22 protein-coding genes and 1 pseudogene are annotated in these 26,256 nt (G+C 73.0%); 12 read left to right on the top strand and 11 right to left on the bottom strand.

The genetic code is table 11. The features are described from left to right. The first annotated feature begins 99 nt into the window (after positions 1 to 99). Positions 100 to 864, top strand: a complete 765-nt coding sequence (locus tag ACIBH3_RS23545; RefSeq protein WP_396314025.1) for a TrmH family RNA methyltransferase — start codon at positions 100 to 102, stop codon at positions 862 to 864. A gap of 177 nt (positions 865 to 1,041) precedes the next feature. Here the strand turns inward: ACIBH3_RS23545 and ACIBH3_RS23540 are convergent, their stop codons facing one another. The 4 genes from ACIBH3_RS23540 to ACIBH3_RS23525 form a co-directional block, all read right to left on the bottom strand. Further along, the gene (locus ACIBH3_RS23540) at positions 1,042 to 2,388 is read right to left on the bottom strand and encodes a peptidoglycan-binding protein (protein WP_396314024.1); all 1,347 of its coding nucleotides are present in this window, start codon (positions 2,386 to 2,388) and stop codon (positions 1,042 to 1,044) included. 267 nt (positions 2,389 to 2,655) lie between these two features. Then, a complete protein-coding gene (locus tag ACIBH3_RS23535) occupies positions 2,656 to 3,729 on the bottom strand; it encodes a hypothetical protein (RefSeq protein WP_396314023.1) in 1,074 nt (357 codons plus the stop codon). Between the two features lie 262 nt (positions 3,730 to 3,991). After that, positions 3,992 to 6,397, bottom strand: coding sequence for a protease pro-enzyme activation domain-containing protein (locus tag ACIBH3_RS23530; protein WP_396314022.1), 2,406 nt, complete (start codon positions 6,395 to 6,397; stop codon positions 3,992 to 3,994). A 465-nt stretch (positions 6,398 to 6,862) separates the two neighbouring features. Beyond that, entirely contained in the window at positions 6,863 to 8,362 is a 1,500-nt protein-coding gene (locus ACIBH3_RS23525; RefSeq protein WP_396314021.1) for an FAD-dependent monooxygenase, read from the bottom strand. Between the two features lie 102 nt (positions 8,363 to 8,464). Here ACIBH3_RS23525 and ACIBH3_RS23520 point away from each other — a divergent pair. Continuing rightward, positions 8,465 to 9,265 (top strand): annotated as a pseudogene (locus ACIBH3_RS23520) (dolichyl-phosphate beta-glucosyltransferase); the annotation flags it as partial. Between the two features lie 90 nt (positions 9,266 to 9,355). On the opposite strand, the gene paaN reads toward ACIBH3_RS23520, so the two are convergent. From paaN to ACIBH3_RS23500, 4 genes are all read right to left on the bottom strand, one after another. Then, complete coding sequence (paaN, locus tag ACIBH3_RS23515; RefSeq protein ID WP_396314020.1) at positions 9,356 to 11,056, bottom strand: phenylacetic acid degradation protein PaaN; 1,701 nt, start codon at positions 11,054 to 11,056, stop codon at positions 9,356 to 9,358. Positions 11,057 to 11,181: 125 nt separating this feature from the next. After that, positions 11,182 to 12,444: a hypothetical protein gene (locus ACIBH3_RS23510; protein ID WP_396314019.1), complete on the bottom strand. Its 1,263-nt coding sequence runs from the start codon at positions 12,442 to 12,444 to the stop codon at positions 11,182 to 11,184. Between the two features lie 41 nt (positions 12,445 to 12,485). Continuing rightward, positions 12,486 to 12,971: a GtrA family protein gene (locus ACIBH3_RS23505; RefSeq protein WP_396314018.1), complete on the bottom strand. Its 486-nt coding sequence runs from the start codon at positions 12,969 to 12,971 to the stop codon at positions 12,486 to 12,488. Between the two features lie 3 nt (positions 12,972 to 12,974). Continuing rightward, positions 12,975 to 14,255: a hypothetical protein gene (locus ACIBH3_RS23500; RefSeq protein ID WP_396314017.1), complete on the bottom strand. Its 1,281-nt coding sequence runs from the start codon at positions 14,253 to 14,255 to the stop codon at positions 12,975 to 12,977. A gap of 154 nt (positions 14,256 to 14,409) precedes the next feature. On the opposite strand from ACIBH3_RS23500, the gene ACIBH3_RS23495 reads away from it, so the two are divergent. Both ACIBH3_RS23495 and ACIBH3_RS23490 read left to right on the top strand, forming a co-directional pair. Further along, positions 14,410 to 15,465 carry a glycosyltransferase family 2 protein gene (locus tag ACIBH3_RS23495; protein WP_396314016.1) on the top strand — a complete coding sequence of 352 codons (1,056 nt, stop codon included), beginning with the start codon at positions 14,410 to 14,412 and terminating at the stop codon, positions 15,463 to 15,465. A 57-nt stretch (positions 15,466 to 15,522) separates the two neighbouring features. Beyond that, positions 15,523 to 16,104, top strand: coding sequence for a TetR/AcrR family transcriptional regulator (locus tag ACIBH3_RS23490; protein ID WP_396314015.1), 582 nt, complete (start codon positions 15,523 to 15,525; stop codon positions 16,102 to 16,104). 222 nt (positions 16,105 to 16,326) lie between these two features. Here ACIBH3_RS23490 and ACIBH3_RS23485 read toward each other — a convergent pair whose 3' ends face one another. Next, on the bottom strand, positions 16,327 to 16,809 hold the full coding sequence (locus ACIBH3_RS23485; protein ID WP_396314014.1) for an Lrp/AsnC family transcriptional regulator: 483 nt from the start codon (positions 16,807 to 16,809) through the stop codon (positions 16,327 to 16,329). A 216-nt stretch (positions 16,810 to 17,025) separates the two neighbouring features. Between ACIBH3_RS23485 and pdhA the strand changes: the two genes are divergently transcribed. The 4 genes from pdhA to ACIBH3_RS23465 all read left to right on the top strand — a co-directional run bounded on the left by pdhA (position 17,026) and on the right by ACIBH3_RS23465 (position 22,502). Next, positions 17,026 to 18,165, top strand: a complete 1,140-nt coding sequence (gene pdhA / locus ACIBH3_RS23480; RefSeq protein ID WP_396314013.1) for a pyruvate dehydrogenase (acetyl-transferring) E1 component subunit alpha — start codon at positions 17,026 to 17,028, stop codon at positions 18,163 to 18,165. Then, positions 18,165 to 19,154: an alpha-ketoacid dehydrogenase subunit beta gene (locus ACIBH3_RS23475; protein WP_396314012.1), complete on the top strand. Its 990-nt coding sequence runs from the start codon at positions 18,165 to 18,167 to the stop codon at positions 19,152 to 19,154. The genes pdhA and ACIBH3_RS23475 overlap by 1 nt, the downstream gene beginning before the upstream one ends. A gap of 6 nt (positions 19,155 to 19,160) precedes the next feature. Beyond that, positions 19,161 to 20,477 (top strand): dihydrolipoamide acetyltransferase family protein, encoded by a 1,317-nt coding sequence (locus ACIBH3_RS23470; protein ID WP_396314091.1) that lies wholly within the window; start codon positions 19,161 to 19,163, stop codon positions 20,475 to 20,477. A gap of 561 nt (positions 20,478 to 21,038) precedes the next feature. Then, positions 21,039 to 22,502, top strand: a complete 1,464-nt coding sequence (locus ACIBH3_RS23465) for a globin domain-containing protein (RefSeq protein ID WP_396314011.1) — start codon at positions 21,039 to 21,041, stop codon at positions 22,500 to 22,502. 40 nt (positions 22,503 to 22,542) lie between these two features. On the opposite strand, the gene ACIBH3_RS23460 is transcribed toward ACIBH3_RS23465, so the two are convergent. Then, the gene (locus tag ACIBH3_RS23460; protein ID WP_396314010.1) at positions 22,543 to 23,067 is read right to left on the bottom strand and encodes an NUDIX domain-containing protein; all 525 of its coding nucleotides are present in this window, start codon (positions 23,065 to 23,067) and stop codon (positions 22,543 to 22,545) included. A 496-nt stretch (positions 23,068 to 23,563) separates the two neighbouring features. Between ACIBH3_RS23460 and ACIBH3_RS23455 the strand changes: the two genes are divergently transcribed. After that, complete coding sequence (locus ACIBH3_RS23455) at positions 23,564 to 23,989, top strand: SsgA family sporulation/cell division regulator (protein ID WP_396314009.1); 426 nt, start codon at positions 23,564 to 23,566, stop codon at positions 23,987 to 23,989. A 201-nt stretch (positions 23,990 to 24,190) separates the two neighbouring features. Here ACIBH3_RS23455 and ACIBH3_RS23450 read toward each other — a convergent pair whose 3' ends face one another. After that, a complete protein-coding gene (locus tag ACIBH3_RS23450) occupies positions 24,191 to 24,565 on the bottom strand; it encodes a phage holin family protein (protein ID WP_396314008.1) in 375 nt (124 codons plus the stop codon). Positions 24,566 to 24,661: 96 nt separating this feature from the next. Between ACIBH3_RS23450 and ACIBH3_RS23445 the strand changes: the two genes are divergently transcribed. The 3 genes from ACIBH3_RS23445 to ACIBH3_RS23435 all read left to right on the top strand — a co-directional run bounded on the left by ACIBH3_RS23445 (position 24,662) and on the right by ACIBH3_RS23435 (position 26,207). Continuing rightward, positions 24,662 to 24,979, top strand: a complete 318-nt coding sequence (locus tag ACIBH3_RS23445) for a cupin domain-containing protein (protein ID WP_396314007.1) — start codon at positions 24,662 to 24,664, stop codon at positions 24,977 to 24,979. Positions 24,980 to 25,173: 194 nt separating this feature from the next. Further along, positions 25,174 to 25,836, top strand: coding sequence for a thiaminase II (gene tenA / locus ACIBH3_RS23440; protein ID WP_396314006.1), 663 nt, complete (start codon positions 25,174 to 25,176; stop codon positions 25,834 to 25,836). Positions 25,837 to 26,006: 170 nt separating this feature from the next. Beyond that, positions 26,007 to 26,207 carry a DUF5326 family protein gene (locus ACIBH3_RS23435; RefSeq protein WP_396314005.1) on the top strand — a complete coding sequence of 67 codons (201 nt, stop codon included), beginning with the start codon at positions 26,007 to 26,009 and terminating at the stop codon, positions 26,205 to 26,207. The last annotated feature ends 49 nt before the right edge of the window (positions 26,208 to 26,256 follow it).

The raw sequence follows: 26,256 nt of genomic DNA, 5'->3' as shown, positions 1-26,256 counted from the left end.
GGGGCGAGCCGCCGGGGTGGGGCGCCGGGGTGGGCGGGCCGGGGGTGGGCGGGCCGGGGGTGGGCGGGCCGGTGGCCCGCCGGATGGGACAGTGGTGGCATGAGGGATGACGTCGAGTCGGTACAGCGCTGGCGCGAGAGTGCCGAGGCACCGGGGGTGGTGCTGCTCGACGGCTTCCACGCGCTCAAGCACGCGCTGCGCTTCGGGGGGCGGGTCCGGCAGGCGCTGACCGTCGACCGGTCCGCGCTGCTGGCGCTGGCGGCGGAGCTGGCCCCGGACGTCACCGAGGCCGTGGACGCCCTCGCGGTCGAGGTGCCGGCCGAGGTGCTGCGCGCCCTGGTGCCCAGGGTGCACGCCACCGGCGTGGCCGCGCTGGCGGAGCGTCCGACGCCGGCCGCCAACCTCGCGGCGCTGCGGCGGACGCCCCGCCGGGCGCCGATCGTGCTGCTGGAGAACCCCAGGAACCTGGGCAACGTCGGCGCCGTGGTCCGCCTCGCGGCGGGCTTCGGTGCGACCGGCGTGGTCACCACGGGCACCATGGACCCCTGGCACCCGACCGTGCTGCGCGGCAGCGCCGGGCTGCACTTCGCCACCGCGGTGGAGCGCGTGGAGCCCGAGGCGCTGCCGCCCGGGCCGCTGTTCGTGCTCGATCCGGAGGGCGCCGACATCAGGTCGGTGGCCGTGCCGGACGACGCGGTGCTCGCCTTCGGTACGGAGCGGCACGGGATCTCGGCGCAGCTGAGGGCGCAGGCCACCCGGCTGGTCGCGGTGCCGATGCAGCCGGGGGTGTCCAGCTTCAACCTGGCCACCAGCGTGGCGATGGGGCTCTTCCACTGGATGTCCGGACACCGCCCGGCGGGGTAGCCGGTCCGGTCGCCAGGTCGCCAGGTCGCCAGGTCGCCCGGTCGCCCGGTCACCGGCTCACGGAGTGGGAAGTCGGCCCGGTCGACTTCCCACTCCGGCTGCCACTGCCACTCCCGCTCCCGCTCTTGCTTCGGCTCCCGGCCCGGCTGCCCGGCCCGGCTGCCCGGCCCGGTGCGCTCAGGCGAAGAGGCGACGCCAGGTCTCGGGGCCGGGGTAGCCGTCGGCGGCGGCACCGCTCCAGCCCTGGGCCTGCTGGAAGGCCTGGGTGGCCAGCCGGTCGGCCTCGCCCCAGGTGGGGTCCGGGCCGCGGGTGTAGTGGCCGCCGAAGCCCAGCCTGACCAGCTGTTCGCCGAGCTGCTGGACGGCGGGGTCGGACCGGCCGGGCCCGAAGCTGTCCGCGCCGGGGAAGGCGGGGGCGGAGCCGGGGGTGCCGGTCGGCGGTGTGGTGCGGGTGCCGGGTGCGGGAGCCGGGCCAGGGGCGGCGGGGATGTCCCCGCCCCGGCCGTTGACCAGGTAGTCCCAGGTGTCGGCGCCCGGCAGGCCGTCCGCCTCGGTGCCGCTCCAGCCCTGGGCCTGCTGGAAGGCCTGGGTGGCCAGTCGGTCCGCCTCGCCCCAGACAGGGCCGGGGCCCTGGCCGTAGAAGCGGGCTCCGCCGCGCTTGCCGAGCAGTTCCCCGAGCCGGGTGACGTACGCGTTGTCGGCGCCGGGCCCGAAGCTGCCGACCCCCGGGAGGGCCGTCGCCGGCACCCGGTCACTGCTGCCACCGGCGCCGCCGTCGCCCCCGCTGCCGCTGCCGCCCGTGGCGTCGGCGGCCAGGCCGAGGTAGCGGTACGGGAGGTACCCGGCCGAGTTGCTCCAGTACGCGTACGGGGTGCTGCGGCTGGTGGTGCCGGGGGCGGTCTGCTCGTAGGCGGTGTAGCGGGTGCGGGCGGCGTCGGCCCAGCCGCCGAAGATGGTGACGTGCGAGCCGGCCTGCGGGTCGGCGGCGTTGTTGAAGAGCAGGATGTCGCCGGGGAGCAGCTCGTCCTCGGTGATCCGGTCGGCGAACATCGGCAGCGTCCAGGTGGTCTGGCTGCTGTCCAGGCCCCAGGCCATCGAGACGAAGCCGGAGCAGTCCTGCCGGTAGCCGTCCGACCAGTAGCGGCTCATGCTGTACGGCACGCGCTGGTCGAGCCAGCTCCGCGCCCGTTCGATGATCTGCGCGCGGGTGACGCCGGGTGCCGCGGTGAGCGCCTGCGCGCCGACCTCGCCCTGCGGGGACCGCGGTGGCTGGGCGGTGCCACCGCCGGGCGCGGGCGATGCCGCCGGCCCGGCCGCGGCGGCCGACGCCGCCGCCGCGCCGCCCAGCGCGGTACCGACGGCCGCGACCAGGACGGCCGCGCGGCGCCGTACGCTGCGGGCGGCCGGGTGGCCGCCGTCATGCACCCGGGCGGCGTGCAGCCTGGCGCGGCGACGGCCCGTGCAGCCCGCGCATATGCAGTCCTCGCCCGGCTCGACCTCTTCGAACTCCAGTAGCTGCGTCACTTCCGCCTCTTTCCCGGTCGGGTATGACGGCACGGCAGGAGCGGCCGGCTCCGGTCGCTTCCGGGTGATGGGAGACAAACGTCGCAAATCTGACGGGTGGTCGGCGCGGTGGGTGCGCCGGTCGGGTGACGGCCCGGTGCCCGGCGGCCGGCGCGTCCGGGCAGCAGGAAGTGCACCAGGCCGGGCAGGCCGGGCAGGCCGGGCAGGCCGGCGGTGGTGCGGGTGCGGTGGGGCCGCGCCTCGGGTCGGTCGCCCGCGCCGGGCCCGCTACTCCCACTCCCAGCGGATGCCCACCTGGCCGGGCGGCTGGTCCGTGGCGAGCACGTGGGCGCTGGCGGAGGCGCCGATCCAGAGCTGCTCGCGCCGGCGGTCCTCGTCCTGGCCGGGGGCGCGGTCGTAGCGCTCGCAGTGGGCCGGGACCGCGCCGGGGTCGAAGTGGACCTGGAGGACGTACTCACGCACGGGCACGGCGAAGCGCCGGCCGTAGACGGTGGTCGGGCCGCCGGGCGGGATCTCGACCTCGTACTCGAAGACCGTGCTGTCGCCCAGGCCCAGGGGGCGGTCCAGCAGCAGTTCGCCGACCACCAGGCCGATCTCGGGGCGGCGCCGGACCCGGCCCAGTCGGGCGTGCCGCACGGAGGTGATCTCGGGGCAGCCGAACGCCTCCTCGTCCGCCTTGTGCACCACCAGGCAGCGGGCCACGCCGCTGACGGTGGCGCGTACGACCTGCCGCATCCGCAGCAGGTAGCCGCGCTGGTTCAGGTCGACGTAGTAGGCGTCGTGGATGCTGAGCCGCTCCAGCTCGCCGCTGGGTGGTGCGTCCAGCTCGGCGAAGACCTCGGAGATCTCCTGCTCGCCGGGCCAGACGTCCTCCAGCCGCAGGCTGCCGGAGGCCGGTGCGGAGGCCCACCGGCCGCGCGGGCGGGGCGGGCCGAGCAGGGCGGAGAGCGAGCTGTGCGGCTGGCCGAGCAGCTCCTCCAGCAGGTGGACGGCATGCAGCGAGCTGGCCCGCTCGGGCTGGCTGCGCCCGCGCCGCCAGTAGCTGAGGGTGGTCACGCTCAGCCGCACCCCGCGCTGGGCGAGGGCGGTCCTGATCCGGTCCAGGCTGAGACCGCTCGCCTCGATCGCGAGGTTGAGCGCCTCGGCGAAGGCCTCGGGGGAGGCCGTCCGGGCCGGTGGCGGCGGGTCGCTCGGCGCCGCGCGGTCGGCTGCGGCGCCGGCCGGGCGGTCCACCGGACGATCAACCGGATGGTCGGCCTGGCGGTCGCCGGGGCGCGGCTCACCGGCCCGCTCCTCGACCAATCGGAGCCGGGCGGCGTTCTGTGGGTGTTGTGAGCCCATACGGATACCTTCCCCACCAAGCGAGTTCGGCGGGACCGGCCCGCTGCCGGTATGCGCTGGGAGCTGCGTCACCGAGCTGTGGGAACCCTACGCACGGTCGAGAGGCTACGTCATCACCCGCGCGTATGACAGTGGTCACGACAAGAAAACGGTCCGGTTATGGATCTTGCAACATTGCGGAAACATCTGTGTGGAAGGAACGCGGAAATGCCACCGCCGTGGCGGGTCCGAAGACCTGCCACGGCGGTGGTGGGAACGGGGGTCAGGAGACGTTGAGGGCGGTGTCGTCGATGACGAAGCTGGTCTTCAGCGAGGAGTCCTCGGCGCCGGTGAACTTGATGGTCACCGTCTGGCCGGCGAAGGCCGACAGGTCGAAGGACTTCTGCACATAGCCGCTCGCCGCGTTGGCGTTGGAGTAGGTCGCCAGCGTGGTGGAGCCCGCCTGGACGGTCAGCTTGTCGTACGCGGTGCTGCCGGACTCGGCGGTGTCGATGTGCATCCAGAAGGAGAAGGTCGCCTTGCAGCCGGCCGGAATGGTGACGGTCTGCGAGAGGGTGTCGGTGTGGGTGGAGCCGTAGCCGTCCAGCCAGGCCTTCCAGGAGCCGGAGCGGGCCGCCTGGCCGGAGCCGTTGTCGACGACGCCGGAGCTGGCCGTCCACGGCGCGGCGGTGCCGGTCTCGAAGCCGGCGTTGCCGAGCAGCTGGCCCTGGGTGCAGCCGGTGGAGCCGCCGACGATCCAGGTGAAGCCGGTGGAGCCGGTGGCGTTGGTGGTGTCCTTGGCCGTCACGGTGACGCTGTAGGTGCCGGCCGTCGTCGGGGTGCCGGTGATCTTCCCGGTGGTGGCGCTGATCGACAGGCCGGTGGGCAGGCCGCTGGCGCTGTAGGTGAGGGTCTGGCCGGTGGCGCTGTCCGAGGCGCCGATCTGCAGGCTGACGGCGGTGCCGGTGGCGGTGTTCTGGTCACCGGGGTTGGTGACGGTCACGGCGTTGCCGGTCTGGGTGCCGCCGAGCAGCGCGGTGGTCAGCGAGTCGGCGATCGGGGTGCCCCAGCCGGTGACCTGGTCGTAGCCGGCCTTGGTGGAGAAGTCCTGGTTCTTGCCGGTCACGGTGTCGTGGAAGGTGGTGGCGTAGCTGCTGCTGTTGGCCACGGTGTACAGCTTCGGGCTGGCCTCGCCGAGCGCGGGCTTGGCGGCGGCCTTGGCCTTCTGGTTGTACAGCGCGGTGTAGCCGGACCACAGCGGCGAGGCGGCGCTGGTGCCGCCGTAGACCTGCCAGCCGCCGACGGTGTAGATCGCGAAGCCGCTGGCCGGGTCGGCGTTGGACGCCACGTCCGGGACGGTGCGCTTGCCGGAGACGCCGGTGCCGGTCTGCCAGCTGGGCTTGTCGAAGACGGTGGAGACACCGCCGCCGGCGGTGCTCCAGGCGCTCTCGGAGGAGTAGGCGGTGCCGGAGACCTTGAGGTTGGTGCCGCCGACACCGGTCTGGTGCGGGCTGGAGGCGGGGAAGTCGACCGCCTTGACGGAGGAGCCGCTGGTGGAGCGGGTGCAGTCGCGTGAGCCGTCGTCGCCCGAGGCGGAGAAGATCGAGATGCCCTGGGCGGCGGCCTGCTTGAAGGAGTTGTCGACCGCCGTCATCGAGGCGGGCGTGGTGTCCGGCTCGCAGGAGCCCCAGGAGATGGAGATGACCGAGACCCGGTTGTCCGCCACGATCTTGGCGGCCATGTCGATCTCGCCCTGGTCGCTGTTGGGGGCCTCGTAGACCAGCTGGGTCGCCTTGGGGGCGACACCGCGGACGATCTCGCTGTCCAGCTCGACCTCGCCCTGGCCGTCGCCCGGGGCGCTGTCGTAGTTGGCGCCGTCCACCGAGACGGTCGAGACGGCCGGGCCGGTCAGGCCGTACTGGTTGTCGTAGGTGGTCAGGTTGGACGACTTGTAGCCGTCGAACTCCCAGAGCGCGACCGTGGTGCCGGTGCCGTCGGCGCCCAGCTTGTCCAGGTTGTAGGCGCCCTTGTACTGGCTCGGGCCGAAGCCGCTAGGGGCTGCGGCCGGGGTGGCGGCGTTGGGCTTGGCGAGCCGGGTGGTGCGCACGGTGTGGTTGTTGAGGCCGGACAGGCCCTGGACGATGTCGGCCAGCTCGGCCGGCACCGAGGCGGCGCTGTCGTTGGCGAAGAAGGTGCGCTGCTGCTGCGGGTCCAGGTACGCGCTCTCGTGCGTGCCGAAGGCCTTGGCGATCTGCTCGGCGGTGCCCTGGACGTTCACCACCTGGCGGTTGGCGCTCACACCGGAGACGGTGAGCCCCTGGCCCGCCAGGTAGGACTTCACCTGCTCGACGGCGGCCTGGGTCGGGCCGTACTTGGCGGTGAACTGCTCCGGCGTCAGGTACTTGCCGTACTCCGCGGTGCCCGGGGTGGCGACGGCGGCCAGGAAGCGGTCCAGGTCGGCGGTGTTGCGCAGCTTGAGGCTGACGGCCACCGAGAGCTGCTGGGCAGCGGGGACGTCGCCCTTCTTCTCGGAGCGGGCGACCGCCGGGGTGACGGTGTTCGGCAGGGCCACCCGGGAGGCGGCGGCATTGGGGGTCGGCGCGGCGTGGGCGGCTGTGACTCCAAGCGAGACCGCGGTCAGCGGCAGGACGGCAAGGGCCGCGGCAAGGGCGAGCGGGCGGGGGCGCACGGGGTCCTCCTCTGGCCGGTATGTGGGGACCGGCAGGGACTACGCGTTCCAGTCGAGAACGCTTGCTCGAACATCCCAGAATCCGCAGGTGAATTGGCTTATGGTCATGCAATTCATTACTAAAGAACAGTCAAGTGTGGATGGAGAATGCACACACAGAATGAGCGGAGATCCATACAGTGAATGTCCCCTGACGATGCTTCGGGTCACGTCGTCAGGGGCCCGACTTCGGTGAACCGGAATTGGTCTGGCCCAATTCCGGAACGGGGACGCGGAGTTCCGTACTGAATCCGGGTCAGGAGGTCTGCGGCCGCCAGCCGCGGGCTGCGCCGGTCGGCGGCCCGTGCGCCGGCCCAGGTCGCGAGTGCCGCGAGCGCCGCGCCTTCCGGTCTTCGTCGGTTCGCCCCCGGAGAGGCCCCGGAGAGCTCCCGGGCGAATTCACGGGGGCTCTCCGGGGCGGGTGGTTCAGTCGGCGGTGGGTGCGCCGAGCCACTGGGTCAGGGCCGCGCGCAGTTCGCCGCGGCTCGGGTCGACGGCGGCCCAGGCGGCGTAGCCGTCGGGGCGCACCAGCAGGACGGTGTCGCGCAGCTTGCCGTGCGGGTCGGCGGGGGCCGCGTTGACCACGCGGTCGGCCCAGGGCTCGGCGGTGGCCAGCTCGTCATTGCTGACCAGGACGAACTTCCCGCCGCGCAGGCCCTCGTAGAGCCGCTGCGGGCCCGTCCGGTCGTCCTCGGCCGGGCGCAGCCCGGTGAGCCGCAGGTCGGGCACCCGGCGACCGGCCAGCGGGTGGGACTCCTTGGGCGCCGGGTACCTGACGGCGATGCCGGAGACGGTCCTGGCGCCGCGCTCGGCGATCGGGCCGAGGTGTCCGGCCAGGCCGGTGAGGGCGGAGCGCAGCGCGCGGGCCGGCACGGACTGCGCCAGGGCGAGCCGGACGAGGGCGCCGGAGGAGCGCAGAACCGCGCGGCCCACCGGGTGCCGCTCGGTCTGGTAGGTGTCCAGCAGGGCGTCGGGGGCCCAGCCCTGGACGGCGGCGGCGAGCTTCCAGGACAGGTTGGCGGCGTCCTGGAGGCCGGTGTTCATGCCCTGCCCGCCGGCCGGGGAGTGGCAGTGCGCGGCGTCGCCGGCCAGGAAGACGCGTCCGGAGCGGTAGTTGGGGGCCTGGCGCTCGTCACTGTGGAAGCGGGAGGTCCAGCGGGCGTCGTGCAGCCCGTAGTCCTCGCCGAGGGAGCGCCGGGCGATGTCGGCGATCTCGGCGAGGCCGGCCGGTGCGCTGTCGGGCAGCTGGCGGGCGCGGTCCCAGGCGATCACCCGGTACCAGCCGTCCCCGAAGGGCGCGAGGAAGGCGAAGCCCGCCTCGTTCGCGCCCACCGTGAGGACCTCCTCCGGTGCGCGCTCCAGCCGGACGTCCGCCAGCAGCACGGAGTTGACCACCGACTCGCCGGGGAACGGGATGCCGAGCAGGTCGCGCACGATGCTGTGGACGCCGTCGGTGCCGACCGCGTAGCGCGCCCGGTGGACGCCGGTGCGCCCGCCCTCGCGGGTCTCGACGGTGACGCCCTCGGCGTCCTGGCGCAGCCCGGTCACCTCGGCCCCGCGCACGATGGTCGCGCCGGCCTTGACGGCGCGTTCCTGGAGCAGCCGCTCGGTGTTGGACTGCGGGGTGATCAGGACGAACGGGAAGCGGGTGGGCAGGTCGCCCAGCTCGACCCGCAGCCGGCCGAACAGGCGCAGCGAGGAGAGCGCGCTCCCGGTGGCGATCAGGTCGTCGGCCAGGCCCCGGGCGTCCAGCTGCTCAAGGGTGCGGGCGTGCACCGCGAAGGCTCTGGTGAGGTTGGACTCGGTGTCGCGCTTCTCCAGGACCGTCACCCTGACGCCCGCCGTGGCCAGGTCTCCGGCGAGCAGGAACCCGGTCGGTCCGGCTCCGACGATCAGGACGTCGGAGCTGAGCTGCTTCTCGGTCATATGTCATCTCCCGATGATCGGAGGAGGGTTGAGGGCGTGTTCTCAGCGCGTTCTCAGCCTCCCATCATGGCTGCCCCACGGTGGCCTGTGAATCTCCGACTCATGACTCAGCCCGCAACGCCCCCCGCCGTGCTCGCCACCGACCCTCCCACCAGGGACCACGCACAGGACCGCGCGCAGGACGGGCCGCGGGCGGGGGCGCGGCTGGTCGAGGTGGTCGTGCCGGTGCACAACGAGGAGCACGTGCTGGAGCGCAGCGTGCGCCGGCTGCACGGGTACCTGGAGCGGACGTTCCCGTACGAGTTCAGGATCACCGTCGCCGACAACGCCAGCGTGGACGGCACCTGGGCGGTGGCCACCGCGCTGGCCGCGGAGTTCGGGCGGGTGGACGCGGTGCACCTGCCCCTGAAGGGCCGTGGGCGGGCGCTGCGGGAGGTCTGGGGGCGCAGCGGGGCGGAGGTGGTCGCGTACATGGACGTGGACCTCTCGACCGGCCTGGAGGCCTTCCTGCCGCTGGTGGCGCCGCTGCTCTCGGGCCACAGCGACCTGGCGATCGGCAGCCGGCTGCACCACGGGGCGGCGGTGGTGCGCGGGCCCAAGCGGGAGTTCATCTCGCGGACGTACAACCTGTTGCTGCGCACCGCCCTGGCGGCGAGGTTCTCCGACGCCCAGTGCGGCTTCAAGGCGGCCCGTACGGACGTGGCGCGGCGGCTGCTGGCGCGGGTGGAGGACGACGCCTGGTTCTTCGACACCGAGTTGCTGCTGCTGGCGCAGCGCTCCGGGCTGCGGATCCACGAGGTGCCGGTGGACTGGGTGGACGACCCGGACAGCCGGGTGGACATCGTCCGTACGGCGCTGGCGGACCTGCGGGGGATGGCCCGGCTGGCCCGTCGCCCGGCCCTGCGGCGGTGGCGCTCCCGGCGCCCGTCGGCCGCGCCACGCACGCCGCGGGCGGCCCGGCCGTAGGGCCGGACCGCCCGCGGTGAGGGTGGATCAGCTGTGGCGGCGGACCTCGATCGTGCGGAAGCGGTTGGCCACGAAGGCCGCGTCGCAGTACGCGGAGTTGGCGGCCGGGTTGGCGCCGGTGCCGTGCAGGTCGGAGAAGGCCGCCGTCTGGTTGGCGTAGACGGCGCCGGTGAGGTTGAGCGAGAGGGACACCCCGGCGTCCAGGGCGGCCTCGACGAGGGCGGCCTCGACCTCCGGGTCGACGGTGTACGCGGCGGCGGTCATCGCGCCCTGGGCGCGGACGGTCTGGCGCAGCAGCCGCACGGCGGAGTCGGTGTTCTCGACGGCGACGGCGAAGGAGACCGGGCCGAAGCACTCGGTGAGGAAGGTCGCCCGGTCGTCCGGCTTGTCGGCGTCGGCCTTGATCAGCGCGGGCGTACGGACGGTGGCGGCGGGGAACTCGGGCGAGGTCACCACGCGCGGGGCGAGGGCGAGTTCGCCGTACTCGCCGCCGGCGGCCTGCACGGTGCGCTGGAGCACGCCGGGGTTGACCACCGCGCCGAGGATGGCGGCGGCGCGGGCGTCGTCGGAGAGCAGGCCCTCGATGGCCGCCGCGAGGTCGGAGACGACCTGGTCGTAGGACTTGTCGCCCTGGTCGGTGCGGATGCCGGTGCGCGGGATCAGCAGGTTCTGCGGGGTGGTGCACATCTGGCCGCTGTAGAGCGAGAGCGAGAAGGCCAGGTTGTCCAGCATGCCGCGGTAGTTGTCGGTGGAGTCGACGACGACGGTGTTGACGCCGGCCTTCTCGGTGTAGACCTGGGCCTGCCGGGCGTTCTCCTCCAGCCAGTCGCCGAAGAAGGTGGAGCCGGTGTAGTCGATCAGCTTCACCTCGGAGCGCACGGCCAGCACCTGGGCGATGGTCGCGCCCTCGTGTTCGGCGGCCAGGCACACCAGGTTGGGGTCGAAGCCGGCCTCGGCGAGCACCTCGCGGGCGATCCGGACGGTGAGTGCCAGCGGCAGGACGGCCCGCGGGTGCGGCTTGACCAGCACCGGGTTGCCGGTGGCCAGCGAGGCGAACAGGCCGGGGAAGCCGTTCCAGGTGGGGAAGGTGTTGCAGCCGACGAGCAGCGCGATGCCGCGCGGTACGACGGTGAACTCCTTGGTCATCTGCAGCGGCTCGCGCTTGCCCTGCGGCTTGGTCCAGTTGGCGCTGCCCGGGAGCCTGGTCTGCTCGGCGTAGGCGTACGCGACGGCCTCCAGGCCGCGGTCCTGGGCGTGCGGGCCGCCGGCCTGGAAGGCCATCCCGTACGCCTGGCCGGTGGTGTGCATGACGGCGTGCGCGAACTCGTGCGAGCGGGCGTTGATCCGGGCCAGGATCTCCAGGCAGACGGCGGCGCGGGCGGCCGGGCCGGCCGCCGCCCAGCCGGGCTGCGCGGCGCGCAGGGCGGCGATCAGGCTGTCCGGGTCGGCGTGCGGGTAGCTGATGCCGAGGTCGATGCCGTACGGGGAGGCCTCGCCGCCGACCAGGTCGCCGTCGGTGGGCTGGCCCTCGATGGCGAAGGTGGTGCCGAGCAGGGCCTCGAACGCGGCGCGGCCGTCCGCGGGGCCGCTCTCGCCGTACGCCTTGGGGAACTCGGGGTAGGGCGACCAGTAGTCCCGCTCCGCGATGGCGGTGAGCGCGCGGCTCAGGGTGCCCTGGTGGCGTTCGACGAGTTCGGCGGTGAAGGGGTGGGTGACCGCTGTAGCCATGGTGCGCTCCTCGGAGGGGGCGGACGGGACAAGTCACAGAGTAACCGAACGATCGGTCGGCTCAAGAGGGCCCGCGCTGGCGGTTCCGGGAGCGCGGCCGGTGGTCCCGCGAGCGCCGCCGGTGGTTACGGGATGCCGAGCTCGAAGATGACGTAGCCCGCGAACCAGCCGGAGGCGATCGCGGTGGTGCCGAGCACCGTGGCCAGCACCGGCCAGCTGAGCCTGCGCAGGGCGAGCGCGAGCGGGATGAACAGCGGGAACGCGGGCAGCAGGTACCGGGAGATGTTGCCGAAGATCTGCTGGCTGCCCAGCACGGTGGCGATGGTGACCAGGGTGTAGACGACCAGGACGGCGGGCGGGCGCAGCCGCAGCAGCAGCACGATCAGCACCGGCAGGGCCATCACGATCAGCGCGGCCAGCTGGTCCGAGATCGGGAAGGCGAACAGGTAGTCCTGGCGGCCCAGCAGCACCCCGCGCATCGCGTTCCAGGTGTGCTGGCCCCAGTCGAAGAAGTGCAGCCAGGCCTCGCGCTGGAGCTTGAAGTAGCCGCCCAGGTCGCCCATCCGCCAGCCGACCCAGCCGACGTACCCGAGCAGGCCGAGCGGCGCCATCAGCATCGCCGCCACCGGGCGCAGGACGCCGCTCTCGCGCCGGTACAGGTCCAGCAGCGCGGCGATCCCGACGGCCGCGATCAGCGCGGCGGAGGTCGGCCGGTTGAGGCCGGCGACCAGGGTGATCGTTCCGGCGGCGATCCACCGCCTGGTCATCACGCAGTAGCAGGACCAGGCGGCCAGCGCGACGAAGGTGGAGTCGGAGTAGACGGCCCACTCGGCGCCCGAGCCGGGACAGACGGCCCAGAGCCCCGCCGCGATGACGCCGGCCCTGGCGCCGCCGACCCGCTCGGCGACGGCGAAGATCCCGGCGGCCGCGAACAGCGAGGCGAGGACGGAGACGAGCATGCCGGCGCCGTACAGGCCCAGGCCCGTGCAGTCCGAGACCAGCCGCATCAGTCCCGGGTAGAGCGGGAAGAAGGCGGCGGAGTTCTGGTCGATGGTGAAGTCGCCGGCGCCGGTGATCGGTACCAGCTGCGGGTGGTAGCCGAACTGGGCGACCTGCTGGTACCACCAGCCGTCCCAGGAGGCCAGGACGTCCCAGGGGTGGTCGCCGCCGCCGAAGCGGGCGGGCTTCTCGAGGTAGTCGCCGGAGAACTCCAGCAGCCGCATGAAGACCGCGAAGCCGACCAGTTTCAGCACCGCGTAGCACCAGACGGCGGGTCCGTAGCGCAGCACCAGACGCCGGGAGCGCTCGCGCCAGCCGTTCGGCCCGGCCGGGGCGCCGCCGTTGTGCAGCTCGGGCACATCGGCGGTGACTGCCGGTGTCGCGTTCACTGGACTCCACCCTCACGCCGGGGACGATCGTCCGGCCGAGTCTAGGGCCTGTCCGTGGACGTCCCGTTCGAGTGCTTGAACACCCACAGTCGCAGCAGGACGAAGCGCAGCGCCGTCGCCGCCACGTTGGCCGCGATCAGCGCGCCCAGCTGGAGCAGCTGCGAGGCGTGCGGCGAGGCGAGGTGGACCAGCGCCAGCGCGCCGCTGCTCAGCGCGAGCCCGGCGGCGAACGCGACCAGGCCCTGGAGCTGATGCCGGGCCGCGCCCTCGGAGCCGCGCACCTGGAAGGTGAAGCGGCGGTTGGCCGCCGTGTTGGCGACGGCGGTGACCAGCAGTGCGATCAGGTTGGCGGCCTGTGCGCCGGTGAGCGGCTGGAGGGCCGCGTACAGGCCCAGGTACGCGACGGTGGAGATGGAACCGATGATCGCGAACACCGGCAGCTGGCGGGTGACGCGGGCGGGCCGCGCGGGCGGCGGCCCGGCCGGGGGCGCGGGGGTGCGCGCGCCGGGGGAGGAGTCGGTGGGCATCGGTTACGGAACCCCGAGTTCGAACAGGACGTAGCCGGCGAACCAGCCGGACGCCAGGGCGGTGGTGCCGAGCACCGTGACCAGCACCCGGAGGCTGAGCCTGCGCAGCGCGAGGGCGAGCGGGATGAGCAGCGGGAAGGCGGGCAGCAGGTAGCGGGAGGTGTTGCCGAAGATCTGCTGGCTGCCGAGCGCGGTGACGATGGTGACCAGCGTGTAGACCACCAGCACGGCGGGCGGACGCAGCCGCAGCAGCAGGACCACCAGGACGGGCAGGGCGATCAGCACCGCCATCGCGACCAGGTCCTCGACCGGGTAGACGAACTGGTAGTCCCGGTGGCCGTACAGCACGCTGAACACGGTGTTCAGGGTGCTGGCGCCCCAGTCGAAGTAGTGCATCCAGGCGCCGCGCTGGAGCTTGAAGTAGCCGCCCCAGTCGCCCATCCGCCAGCCGACCCAGCCGACGTAGCCGAGCAGGCCCAGCGGGGCCATCGTGATCGCGGCGAGCGGCCGGGCGATGCCGTCGGTGCGCCGGTACAGGGCGATCAGGCCGGCCACGCCGAGGGCGGCGACCAGGGCGGCGGCGGTGGGCCGGTTGAGGCCGGCCACCAGGGTCAGCGAGCCGGCGGTGAGCCAGCGGCCGGTCATCACCGTGTAGCAGGCCCAGGCGGCGAGCGCGACGAAGGTGGAGTCCGAGTAGAGCGCCCACTCCACGCCCGAACCGGGGGCCAGGCCCCACAGTGCGGCGGCGATCAGGCCGGCCCTGGCGCCGCCGAGACGGGTGGTGACGCCGAAGATCCCGGCGGCTGCCGCGAACGAGGTGAGGACGGAGACGAGCATGCCGGCGCCGTACAGGCCCAGGCCCGTGCAGTCCGAGACCAGCCGCATCAGGCCGGGGTAGAGCGGGAAGAAGGCGGCGGAGTTCTCCTGGACGGTGAACGCGCCCTGACCGACCACCGGGACGAGCTGCGGGTGGTAGCCGTACTGGGCGACCTGCTGGTACCACCAGCCGTCCCACGAGGCCAGCACGTCCCAGGGGCGGGCGCCGCCGCCGAACCGGGGGTGCTTGCCGAGGTAGTCCCCGGCATCGTTCAGCAACAGCATGAAGGTGGTGAAACCCGCGAGCTTCACCAGGCCGTAGACGCCCAGCGCCGGGCCGTACCGGTCGGCGGCCGCGCGCAGCCGCCGGCCGTGGCCGTGCTTCGCGGAGGGGTCCGCGGGGCCGGAGGAGAGCGGGGATCGGGGCCGGGGGATGGCAGCAGAGACCGCGCCAGGTGATGTGCTCATCGGATAATCGGGTCTCACCTATCGATGACTGTCACACCGCAAAGGTCACCGCGCGGCATCCCGGCAGTTTACGGTATGGGCGTGGACGGCAGTCTGGGACCGTTTGCGCAAACCCGACCGCTTCCTTCTCTCCCCCCACGGGCCAGGACATCCGATGACCGCTGTGCACCACGACCGGACCGAGCTGTCCGTCGTCATCCCCATGTACAACGAGGAGGAGGCCCTCCCGGCACTGGTGGACCGGCTGCGCCCGGTCCTGGACGGCATCCGGGTCCCGTACGAGGTCGTCGCCGTCGACGACGGGAGCAGCGACAAGACCACCGACCTGCTGGACGACTTCCGCGCAGGATGGCCCGAGCTGCGGGTGATCCGGCTGCGGCGCAACTCCGGCCACCAGGCGGCCCTCACCGCCGGCCTGCACAGCGCCCGCGGTGACTACGTCGCCAGCATCGACGCCGACCTCCAGGACCCGCCGGAGAAGATCCCCGAGATGCTGGCCCTCGCCACGGCCCAGCAGCTGGACATCGTCTACGGCGTGCGCACCGACCGCTCCACCGACACCGGCTTCAAGCGTCGCACCGCTGGCGCCTACTACTGGCTGATGCGCCGGCTGGTCGGCAAGACCGTCCCCTCCCAGGCCGGTGACTTCCGGCTGCTCAGCCGCGACGCCGTGGAGGCCCTCAAGGCGCTGCCCGACCAGCAGCAGGTCTACCGGCTGCTGGTGCCCTGGCTGGGCTTCCCCAGCGGCCAGGTCAGCTACCACCGCGACGAACGGGTGGCCGGCGAGACCAAGTACCCGCTGCGCAAGATGGTCCGCCTGGCCATCGACAGCATCACCGGCTTCTCGGCGGCCCCGCTGCGGCTCGCCACCTGGCTCGGCGTCGTCAGCTTCTTCACCTGCCTGGCCCTGCTCGCCTTCACCTTGACGGCCTATGCGCTGGGCAACACCGTGCCCGGCTGGACCTCGCTGTTCGCCGTGATGCTGTTCATCGGCGGTGTCCAGCTGATCTGCTTCGGCCTGCTCGGCGAGTACGTCGGGCGGATCTACACCGCCGTCCAGCAGCGCCCGACCTACTTCATCGCCCGCGACAGCGACCGCGACCGCGAGCGCGCGGAGGCGGGTGCGGGCGAGGGGAAGCCGGAGGAGGACGGCGGCCCGGAGCGGGTGCCCGAACCCCGGCCCAAGGACCGCCGCCGGCCCCGTCCCTGACCGTCCCTGACCGCCCCCGGCCTGACCGCGCCCCCGCCCGCCGGGGATACTCGGAGGATGGCCGATCACACCACCCGCACCGCCTACACCGTCGAGTCGCTGCTCGCGGTGACCGTCGACGTGTTCAACGAGCGGGGCTACGACGGCACCTCGATGGAGGACCTCTCGCGGGCGGCCGGGATCTCCAAGTCCTCGATCTACCACCACGTGCGGGGCAAGGAGGAGCTGCTGCGCCTCGCCGTCGGACGGGCGCTGGACGGCCTCTTCGGCATCCTCGCCGAGCCGGGCGCGACCACCGGCCCGGCCGTGGACCGGCTGGAGCACGTGGTGCGCCGCACCGCCGAGGTGCTGCTCGCGGAGCTCCCGTACGTCACCCTGCTGCTGCGGGTGCGGGGCAACACGGTGACCGAGCAGTGGGCGCTGGAGCGCCGCCGGGACTTCGACCACCAGGTCGCCGAGCTGCTCCGAGCCGCCGTCGCGGAGGGTTCGCTGCGCTCCGACCTCGAACCGAGACTGGCCACCCGGCTGCTCTTCGGGATGATCAACTCGATCGTGGAGTGGTACCGCCCCGGCCTGAAGGCCGCCGACGGCGTCGCGGACACCGTGGTCCACCTGGCCTTCGACGGCCTCCGCGCCTGACCCACCCGCCCGCGGACCCCGCAGACCCCGCCCCCGCGTCCTGACGCCCACCCCCGCCGGCCGCGCCCCGAGCCGAAGGGGCGCGCCGGTGCCGAAAGGGAGAAGCGACAAGCGAGCGAAGCGAGCGCCGGAGCGCCGACCATCGGCACCGGACGTGAGCGCCCCGGAGGCGAGCGGGCGCACCAGAAGAAGGAGCGCCCCGGAGACGAGGGGGCGCCCCAATCAATCAGGCGGCACCTGGTCGGTCTCCTCGAAGACGATCAGCGTCTGGGTCGCCAGGACCTGCGGGATCGCCTGGATCCGGCCCAGCACCAGCTCCCGCAGGCCCCGGTTGTCGGCGGCGTGCACCAGCAGCAGCACGTCGAACTCGCCGCCGACGAGCGCGATGTGCGCGACCCCCGGCAGGGTCAGCAGTTGCTCGCGCACCATCCGCCAGGAGTTCTGGACGATCTTCAGCGTGATGTACGCGGATGCGCCCTGCCCGGCCCGTTCGTGGTCCACCCTGGCGGTGAAGCCGCGGATGATGCCGTCCTCGACCATCCGAGCGATCCGCGCATAGGCGTTCGCCCGGGAGACGTGCACGCGCTCGGCTACGGAGCGTATCGACGCCCTGCCGTCCTGCTGGAGGAGGCGGAGGATGGATCTGTCCACCCGGTCGAGCGGCTGGGCCGCCGCCGAGGCTCTGGACATCTGTTCAGCGGACATGGCCCCCCACTCTGAAGAAATGGACGTGCTGCCTCCAGTCGACCGCTGTCGCGGCCGATTGTCCACCACCTTCACCGACCTGTGGCCAGAATGAACAGACAACCGAACAATCGGTAGGGAGGAAAGCCTTTCCACGACCTCCTGTCGCGGCCCCTCGCGCACCACGGCACCATCGCTGCCCCCGCAGCCCCTCCCCCACCCTTGGAGGTGCCCGAGATGACCGTTCTCGATCACAGACCGCACACATCGGTACCCGGTTGGCTTCCCGGGGCCACCGCCCCGCGCACCGACCCGGCCCCCCTCCTCCCGGACGCAGCCCCGGTCCGGGTGCTCGGCACGCCGGCCCTGGACAAGCAGGACCCGGCGCTGCTGCGCGAGCTCTACCGCAGGCTGGTCGTCGGCCGCCGCTACAACCAGCAGGCCACCACCCTCACCAAGCAGGGCCGGCTGGCCGTCTACCCCGCCTCCACCGGCCAGGAGGCCTGCCAGGTCGCCGCCGCGATGGCACTGGGCGAGGGCGACTGGCTCTTCCCCAGCTACCGCGACACCCTCGCCGTGGTCTCCCGCGGAGTCGACCCGCTGGAGGCGCTCACCCTGCTGCGCGGCAACGCCCACACCGGGTACGACCCGCGCGCCACCCGTACCGCACCGCTCTGCACCCCGCTGGCCACCCAGGCCCCGCACGCCGTCGGGCTGGCCCACGCCGCCCGCCTGAGCGGCGAGCCGGTGGTCGCGCTGGCACTGCTCGGCGACGGCGGCACCAGCGAGGGCGACTTCCACGAGGCGCTGAACTTCGCCGCCGTGCTGCGCGCCCCCGTGGTGTTCCTGGTGCAGAACAACGGCTACGCGATCTCGGTGCCGCTCACCCAGCAGTCCGCCGCGCCCAGCCTGGCCCACAAGGCCGTCGGCTACGGCATGCCGGGCCGGCTGGTCGACGGCAACGACGCGCCCGCCGTGCACTCGGTGCTCGCCGAGGCCGTCGAGCGGGCCCGCTCGGGCGGCGGCCCGACCCTGGTCGAGGCACTCACCTACCGGGTCGAGGCGCACACCAACGCCGACGACGCCACCCGCTACCGGGAGGACGACGAGGTCGTCGCCTGGCGCGAGCACGACCCGATCCTGCTGATGGAACGCCATCTGCGCGAGGCCGGTGTGCTGGACGGCGCCCTGGTCGAGCAGGCGGCGCAGGAGGCCGAGGCACTCGCCGCCCGGATGCGCGCCGAGTTCCACGCCGACGCGGAGCTCGACCCGATGTCGCTCTTCGCCCACGTCTTCGCCGAGCCCACCCCGCAGCTGCGCGAGCAGGCCGCGCAGCTCGCCGCCGAGTTGGCCGCCGAGGCCGAGGTGCAGCACTGATGAGCACAGCCGTTTCCACCCGCACCATGGCGCAGGCCCTGAACTCCGCGTTGCGGGACTCCATGCGCGAGGACCCGGCGGTGCACGTGCTCGGCGAGGACGTCGGCGCACTCGGCGGGGTCTTCCGGATCACCGACGGGCTGACCGCCGAGTTCGGCCCCGACCGCTGCCTGGACACCCCGCTGGCCGAGGCGGGCATCCTCGGCACGGCGGTCGGTATGGCGATGTACGGGCTGCGCCCGGTGGTGGAGATGCAGTTCGACGCCTTCGCCTACCCCGCGATGGAGCAACTCGTCTCGCACGTCGCCAAGATGCGCAACCGGACGGCGGGCCGGCTGCCGATGCCGATCACCATCCGGATCCCGTACGGCGGCGGCATCGGCGGTGTCGAGCACCACAGCGACGCCTCCGAGGCGTACTACACCCACACCCCCGGCCTGCACGTGGTCGCCCCCGCGACGGTGGCCGACGCGTACGGGCTGCTGCGCGCCTCGATCGCCTCCGACGACCCGGTGGTGTTCCTGGAGCCCAAGCGGCTCTACTGGGGCAAGGCCGAGCTCGACCCGGCCGCGCCGGTCGAGCCGATCGGCCGGGCGGTGCTGCGCCGCACCGGCCGCTCCGCCGTACTGATCACCTACGGCCCCTCGCTGCCCGTCTGCCTGGAGGCGGCCGAGGCCGCCGCCGCCGAGGGCTGGGACCTCGCGGTACTGGACCTGCGCACGCTGGTCCCGTTCGACGACGAGACGGTCTGCAAGGTGGTGCGCTCGCTCGGCCGGGCCGTGGTGGTGCACGAGTCCACCGGCTTCGGCGGGACGGGCGCGGAGATCGCCGCCCGGGTCACCGAGCGCTGCTTCCATCACCTCGCCGCGCCCGTGCTGCGGGTCTCCGGCTTCGACATCCCGTACCCGCCGCCGATGCTGGAGCACCACCACCTCCCCGGGGTGGACCGGATCCTGGACGCCGTCGCCCGGTTGCAGTGGGAGGACTGAGAAATGATGCCTGTCGTTCGCGAGTTCACGCTGCCCGACCTCGGTGAGGGTCTGACCGGGGCCGAGGTGGTGCGCTGGATGGTCGAGGTCGGCGAGGTGATCGCGGTCGACCAGCCGGTGGTGGAGGTGGAGACGGCCAAGGCGGTCGTCGAGGTGCCCTGCCCGTACGGCGGGGTGGTCACCGCCCGGTACGGCGAGCCGGGGGAGGAGGTACCGGTCGGCGCCGCGCTGGTGACCGTGGCGGTCTCCCCTGCGGTGGGCGCCGAGGGCGCGCAGGAGCACCGGGCGGACGGGCGGCAGGTGGCCGGCGGCGCGGCCGAGCGTCCGCTGGTCGGCTTCGGGGTCGCGGACACGCCCAAGGGCGCCCGGCGCGGCCGGGTCCGGGCCGCCACGGCGGGCACCGTGACGGCCTCCGCCCCGGCGGCCCCCGCCCCGCAGGCACCCGCCCCCGCGGCACCGGGCGTGGTCTCGGTGATCTCACCGCTGGTGCGCCGGATGGCCCGCGAGCACGGGATCGACCTGACGACGCTCGCGGGCAGCGGGCCGGACGGGCTGATCATGCGGGCCGATGTGGAACGGGCCAGAACTGCGGCCCCCGCAGCGGCACCGGCGCTCCCGGCCGAGAACGTCGTCCCGCTGCGCGGGCTGCGCCGGACGATCGCCGACAAGCTGAGCCGCAGCCACCGGGAGATCCCCGCCGCGACCTGCTGGGTGGACGCCGACGCCACCGAACTGCTCGCCCTGCGCGAGCAGATGAACCGCGACAGCGGCATGCCCAAGGTCAGCCTGCTGGCCCTGTTCGCGCGGATCTGCACCGCCGGGCTGGCCCGCTACCCGGAGCTGAACGCGAGCGTGGACACCGACGCCTCGGGTGCCCCGACGGCGCTGCGCCGGCACTCCGCCGTGCACCTGGGCTTCGCGGCCCAGAGCGAGCGCGGGCTGGTCGTCCCCGTCGTACGGGACGCCCACCTGCTGACCACCGAGCAGCTGGGTGCCGAACTCGGGAGGCTCACGGAGGCGGCGCGGGCCGGTTCGCTCACTCCCGCCGAGCTCACCGGCGGCACCTTCACGCTCAACAACTACGGGGTGTTCGGCGTGGACGGTTCCACCCCGATCCTCAACCACCCCGAGGCCGCGATGCTCGGAGTGGGCCGGATCGTCGCCAAGCCCTGGGTGTACCAGGGCGAGTTGGCGGTCCGGCGGGTGACGCAGCTGTCGTTCACCTTCGACCACCGGGTCTGCGACGGCGGCACGGCGGGCGGCTTCCTGCGCTTCGTCGCCGACTGCGTCGAGCAGCCGGGCACCCTGATGCGCCGACTCTGACAGCCGGCTCCGACGGCCTGTCCCGACCGGCCTCCACTGACCGGCCCGATCGCGGTGATCGATCCCGCGATCGGGCCGTCCGTGCTTCCTGACCTGCGGCGATCCCGCCAGCCCCACGGACGCGCCGCCGCCGCTGCGGGCGGCCGGCAGGCGGTGGACGAGGGAGCGTAGCGCGCGGACGGCGCGGATGTCCGGGCTTTCGCCTGACTTGTCGGATGAGCTGTTCGGGCGTGCCACGCTACCGAAGGCGTCAGCAGGGACGAGCCAGGTGGTGCAGGGACGGCCGGAGGCGAAACGATTCTCTTGAGTACTCGTCAAGTTGCGGTGAAATCACGCAGATCACTCCTGGTCCGTGTCGGACACGGTTCGAGCACGGCGACCGCGGTACCGGGGGCGACCCCCGTCGCATCCGGGCCGGACGCCGAACCCGAGCCGGAGACCGTGCCGGACACCACCGGGCCGGCCGTCGGCCGCGCTCCGAGGCCGGCGACGGAGCCCGTCCTGGAGCCGGTCCCCGCTCCCGGGTTGCCTCCCCTGTCGGGCGGACCCACGGCCGCCACGATGTCGATCCCGGACCCGCCGCCCGCACCGCCCGTACCGCCCGCGATCCCGCCACCTCCCCTCGCCCCGCCGGCAGCCCCTCGGACGCCGGCTGCCCCCGCGATCGAGCCGCTGTTCAGCAGCGCACCCAGCCTCAACTGGGCCGGCCCGGGGGATCACTGGAGCCGGGCCTGGGCCCCGGCCACCCCGGCCACCGGGGCCCTCGCCCCTGGCCCGGCCGGCCCGGCCGCCCCCGCCCCCGCCCTCGTCCAGGCCCCCGCAGCCGCGCGGTCCCCCGCAGTTGCCCCGGCCGCCGTTCCCGAGCTCCGCTCGGCGGTGGAGCAGCCCCCCACCGCCCGCGACATCGAGCTGGTCCGGGCCAGCCTGGCCGTCGTCGAGCCGGTGGCGGACCGGGCCACCGCGCACTTCTACGCCCTGATCTTCCTGCACCACCCCGAGATCCGCGCGATGTTCCCGGCCGCCATGGACGTACAGCGTGACCGCCTGTTCCGGGTGTTGCTGATGGCCGCCCGCAGCGCGGACGACCCGGCCGGGCTCACCGAGTACCTGAGCGCCCTCGGCCGGGGCCACCGCAAGTACGGCACCCTGAGCGGCCACTACGGCCCGGTGGGGGAGTGTTTGGTGGCGGCCCTGGCCCGGTACGCGGGCAGCCGCTGGGACGCGGAGACCGAGCGGGCCTGGCGGCGGGTGTACGGGCTGGTCTCCTCGATCATGATCGCGGCGGCCGAGCGCGCGGCCGGCGGCTCGCCGGCCTGGTGGCAGGCCGAGGTGGTCGCGCACGAGCAGCGCACCCCGGAGATCGCGGTGATCACCGTCCGCCCGGACCAGGCGTACCCGTACCGGGCCGGGCAGTACACCACCCTGGAGACGCCGTGGTGGCCCCGGGTCTGGCGGCCCTTCTCCTTCGCCGGCGCGCCCCGGCCGGACGGCCTGCTGACCTTCCACGTCAAGGCCGTGGAGGCGGGCTGGGTGAGCAACGCGCTGGTCCGCCGGGCCGCGCCCGGGGACGTGCTGCGGCTGGGGCCGGCGGCCGGTTCGATGGTGGTCGACCACGCGGGCGGCGCCGACCTGCTCTGCGTGGGCGGCGGCACCGGCATCGCGCCGATCGCCGCGATGGTCGAGGAGGTCGCCGAGTACGGCGCGGCCGGCCGGTCGGTGGAGGTGTTCTACGGCGCGCGAAAGCAGGCCGAGCTGTACGAGCTGGAGGCGCTGCGCCGGCTCGCGCAGCGCCACCCCTGGCTCTCCGTCCGCCCGGTGGTGTCCGGGCAGCGGACCGGAGCGGGGGACGTACTGGCCGGTGAACTGCCGGAGGTGATCGGCCGGTTCGGCCCGTGGCAGGGCCGGGACGCCTACCTCAGCGGGCCGGCCGCGATGGTGCGGCGCGGGGCCGGTGTGCTGCTGCGGGCCGGGGTGCCGCAGGAACGGATCCGCCACGACCTGGCCGGCGAGTCGGTCGCCGGGTAGCGCGGGCGTCCGGCCGCGTTCCGCGCCCGGTCGCCCGGGCTCAGGCCAGGTCGGGTGCGAGCATCGCGCGGACGCCCTCGATATTGGCGGCCAGGAAGGCACGCAGAGCGGGCGGGACGACGTTGACCGAGGTCACGCCCTCGCGGGTGAAGGGCAGCCGGACGATCTCGTACTCGCCGTTCGGCTCCTCGACCTCGGGGCCGTGTCGCTGGGAGGGGTCCATGGTGGCCAGCCGGCAGACGAAGAAGTGCTGCACCTTGACGCCGTGCGGGTGGGCGAGCGTGCCGTCGTCGTGGTGCGTGTGCGCGATGGTGTCCACGAACGCGGGGACGACGTCGACGATCTTGCCGCCGAGTTCCTCGTCCACCTCGCGGTGCAGGGCCTCGACGACGGTGCGGTCGGCCGGCTCCACGCCGCCGCCCGGGGTGATCCAGTACGGCCGGGAGCCGGGCCGGGTGCGCTTGATGAGGATGATGGAGGCCGGCGCGTGCGGGGCGTCCGGGTCGAGCTCCAGCAGGATCGCCCGTGCGGTGCGCTTGACGACTGGACGGGGCGGGTTGGCCATGGGCCACCTCCGGGGCTGGAGCGTTGTGCGGGAGTCTGCCGCACCTCGGCCGGGCCGAAACGCGCCCTGGCCCGGGTGCGTCCGTTCGGGCGTAGGGAGCAGGCTCGATGGATCTTGAATAGCCAGGCCGGAGTGCCGGATCCCCTTGAATTCATCTCGGAGAGTGATCTGCTGATCTTTGATTCAAGCGATTTTGTGTGGCGAAGCATGCGGGAGTGATTGCGGGCCCGGCCCGCCTGTGCTGCAATGAGCGCCTGCTGGGCAAAGCGGAGCTGCTTGCTCCGTATGCCCTCCTGTGCCATGAGCCGGACCGGGGCCCACCTCAGGGGTACCCGGGTGTTCACCGTGTGAGAAGAAGCGGACCTTGTCCCCATACGTCCACGAACCCGGACGATGAGGTTTGAACAGGGAACCACGACCAAAACTACAGAATTGGCAGCACAACAGACTCAGCCACTCAGCACGCAAGGCCGGGCAGAACGAGAGGTACTGGCGCATGCACAGCACAGTCCAGGGCCACGTGGTCATGAACCTCGTGGTCTCCAGCGAGCTCTCCTTCCGCATCGTGGTCGATCTCGAGTACGACCCGATCGACCCGTACGCGGTTCGCTTCACCTTCCACCTGCCCGGCGACGAGCCGGTGACCTGGATCTTCGCCCGGGAGCTGCTGCTCGACGGGATCAGCCGCCCCACCGGTGAGGGCGATGTGCACATCCACCCCGTCGGGGACGAGCTCTCGGACGTCCGCATCGTGCTGCACTCCCCAGAGGGCGATGCGCTGCTGCTGGCCTCGGCCCCGCCGCTGATCGCCTTCCTCAGCCGGACCGACCGCCTGGTGCCGATGGGCGAGGAGCTCACCGGCGGCGAACTGGACGCGCAGCTCGCCGACATCCTCAGCCGGGGGTGCGAGAACGCCGGGTGACCGGCTCGGGGCGCCGTGGATGTGACGGACGCGGTGCGCGGCACGCGGTACGCGGTACGCGGACGAGCGGTACCGGGACAAGAGGGTGAGCGGTACGAGGACGACACGACGGGGCCGCCGGCCGGTGGCATACCCGGGCAGCGGCCCCGTCGTGGCTGCCGCCGGGGCACGGTAGGGCGCGGCGGGCGCGCGGGAGCGGGTTCAGTCGTCGCCGAGGGCCAGGCTGAGGCCCCAGGACACCAGGCTGATGATCAGCGCGCCCAGCAGCGCGGGCACGAAGCCCTGGACGTGGAAGTCCAGTTCGAGCTTGCCGGAGGCCCACGAGGTCAGCCAGAGCATCAGGGCGTTGATGACGAAGGTGATCAGCCCCAGGGTGAGGACGAACAAGGGCAGTGAGAACAGCTTCACCACCGGCTTGATCAGCCAGTTCACCACCCCGAAGATCAGGGCGACCAGGACCACCGTGAGCGTCTTGCTGGTCCAGTCGTCACCGGTGAGCGTGATCCCGGTGACGATCGCGGCGGCCACCCAGATCGCGGCGGCGTTGATAAGTGTCTTGATTGCGAAACCCTTCATGGCGCGATCGTCGCAGGCAGGCGTGGCCGGGGGAAGCTCCAGGCGGCATGTTGTTGAATGCCCTCAGCCCCGTGCACGGAGTAGAGGAGCAGTCCCATGAAGGTGTTCCGGCTGGACGAGCTGGACGCGGAGCGCGCCGCCAACCAGGGCGCGTACCTGCGCTTCCTGAAGCAGCGGCAGATGTCCGCCGGTCTGTACGCGCTCTCCCCCGGTGAGACCGACCCGCAGTCCGCGCACGCCCAGGACGAGATCTACCAGGTGATCAGCGGCCGGGCCGAGCTGACGGTCGGCGGCGAGACCACCACCGTCGGGCGGGGCACCGTGGTGTACGTACCGGCCGGGGTGGAGCACCACTTCCACCACATCACCGAGGAGCTGCGGGTGCTGGTGGTGTTCTCCCCGCCCGAGGACTGAACCGCCGGGCCCGCCCCGGCCGGCGCCCCGATAGGGTCGGGCGCGACAACACACCGAACACCGCGGGAGCCCGCAGCAGCGGGCTGAGAGGGCGCTGACGGCCGGGTTTCCCCACGGCCCCCGCCGCGCCGACCGCCAGAACCTGGCCGTGACAGGGGCACTCCCCCCGTCCGGGACAGGGAGGGAGTCGCACCGTGACCCTGACCGAAGAACTCTGGGCGTCGATCGAGCCGATCTACGCGGAGATCCTCGACCACCCCTTCATCGGCGGTCTCACCGACGGCACACTGCCGCGCGAAGCCTTCCGCCACTTCGTCGTCCAGGACTCGCACTACCTGCGCGACTACGCCCGCGCCCTCGCCGTGTGCGCCGCCAAGGCGCCCGACGAGCAGGACGTCCGGGCCTTCGCCGACGACGCGGTCGGCGCGCTCGCCGCCGAGCAGGGCATGCACGCCGAGTTCATGGACGCGTTCGGGGCCAGCGCCGAGCAGGCCGCCGCCGAGCCGGTGCTGCCCACCACCCGGGCCTACACCAGCTACCTGCTGGCCACCGTGTACGGCGGCTCGTTCGCGGAGGCCGTCGGCGCGGTGCTGCCCTGCTACTGGATCTACGCCCGGGTCGGCGAGCAACTGCTCACCAGGTCATCCCCGAACCCGCTCTACGCCAAGTGGATCTCCACCTACGGCGACGAGGCCTTCCAGGCCGTGGTGCGCCGGGTGCTGGCACTGACGGACCGGCTCGGCGAGGAGATCTCCCCCGCCGAACGGCGCCGGGTCGTCGAGCACTTCACCACCACCTCGCGCTACGAGTGGATGTTCTGGGACGCCGCCTGGCGGGGCGAGACCTGGCCCGTCTGAGCGGGCACATGGGGGGTTACCCCGGGGTGGGGCCTCGGGGTGATCTCCGGGTTCTCTCGGGGCCGCTGCCCCTCGTTCCGGCCTGTCCGCGCCCGTACGATCGAAGTACCGAAGCAGACGGGATGCGGCACCGGACAGGCAGCCGGCCCGAGGGGAGAGAAGGACCTGACATGGCTGAGCTCTGGAAGTCGCTGCCCTCGTGGGTGCGCAACATCGTCGTCCCGATCATCGTGCTGGTGCTCGCGTGGAACCTGCTCTGGTTCGTGGTCGGCATCGTGGGCGCGCTGATCGGCCTGCTGATCAAGGCCCTGGTGGTGGTCGGCATCGCCGCCGCCGTGGTGATCCTGGTGAAGAAGGCCGCCAAGAGCTGACCTCTCCCCGCGAACGCCCGGAGGCCCGCACCCCGTCGGATCGGGGTGC

The sequence above is a fragment of the Kitasatospora sp. NPDC050543 genome (genome assembly GCF_044457565.1).
Taxonomy (GTDB): Bacteria; Actinomycetota; Actinomycetes; order Streptomycetales; family Streptomycetaceae; genus Kitasatospora.
The sequence above is the reverse complement of the archived record's forward strand: the minus strand, read 5'-3'. Positions and strand labels throughout refer to the sequence as shown.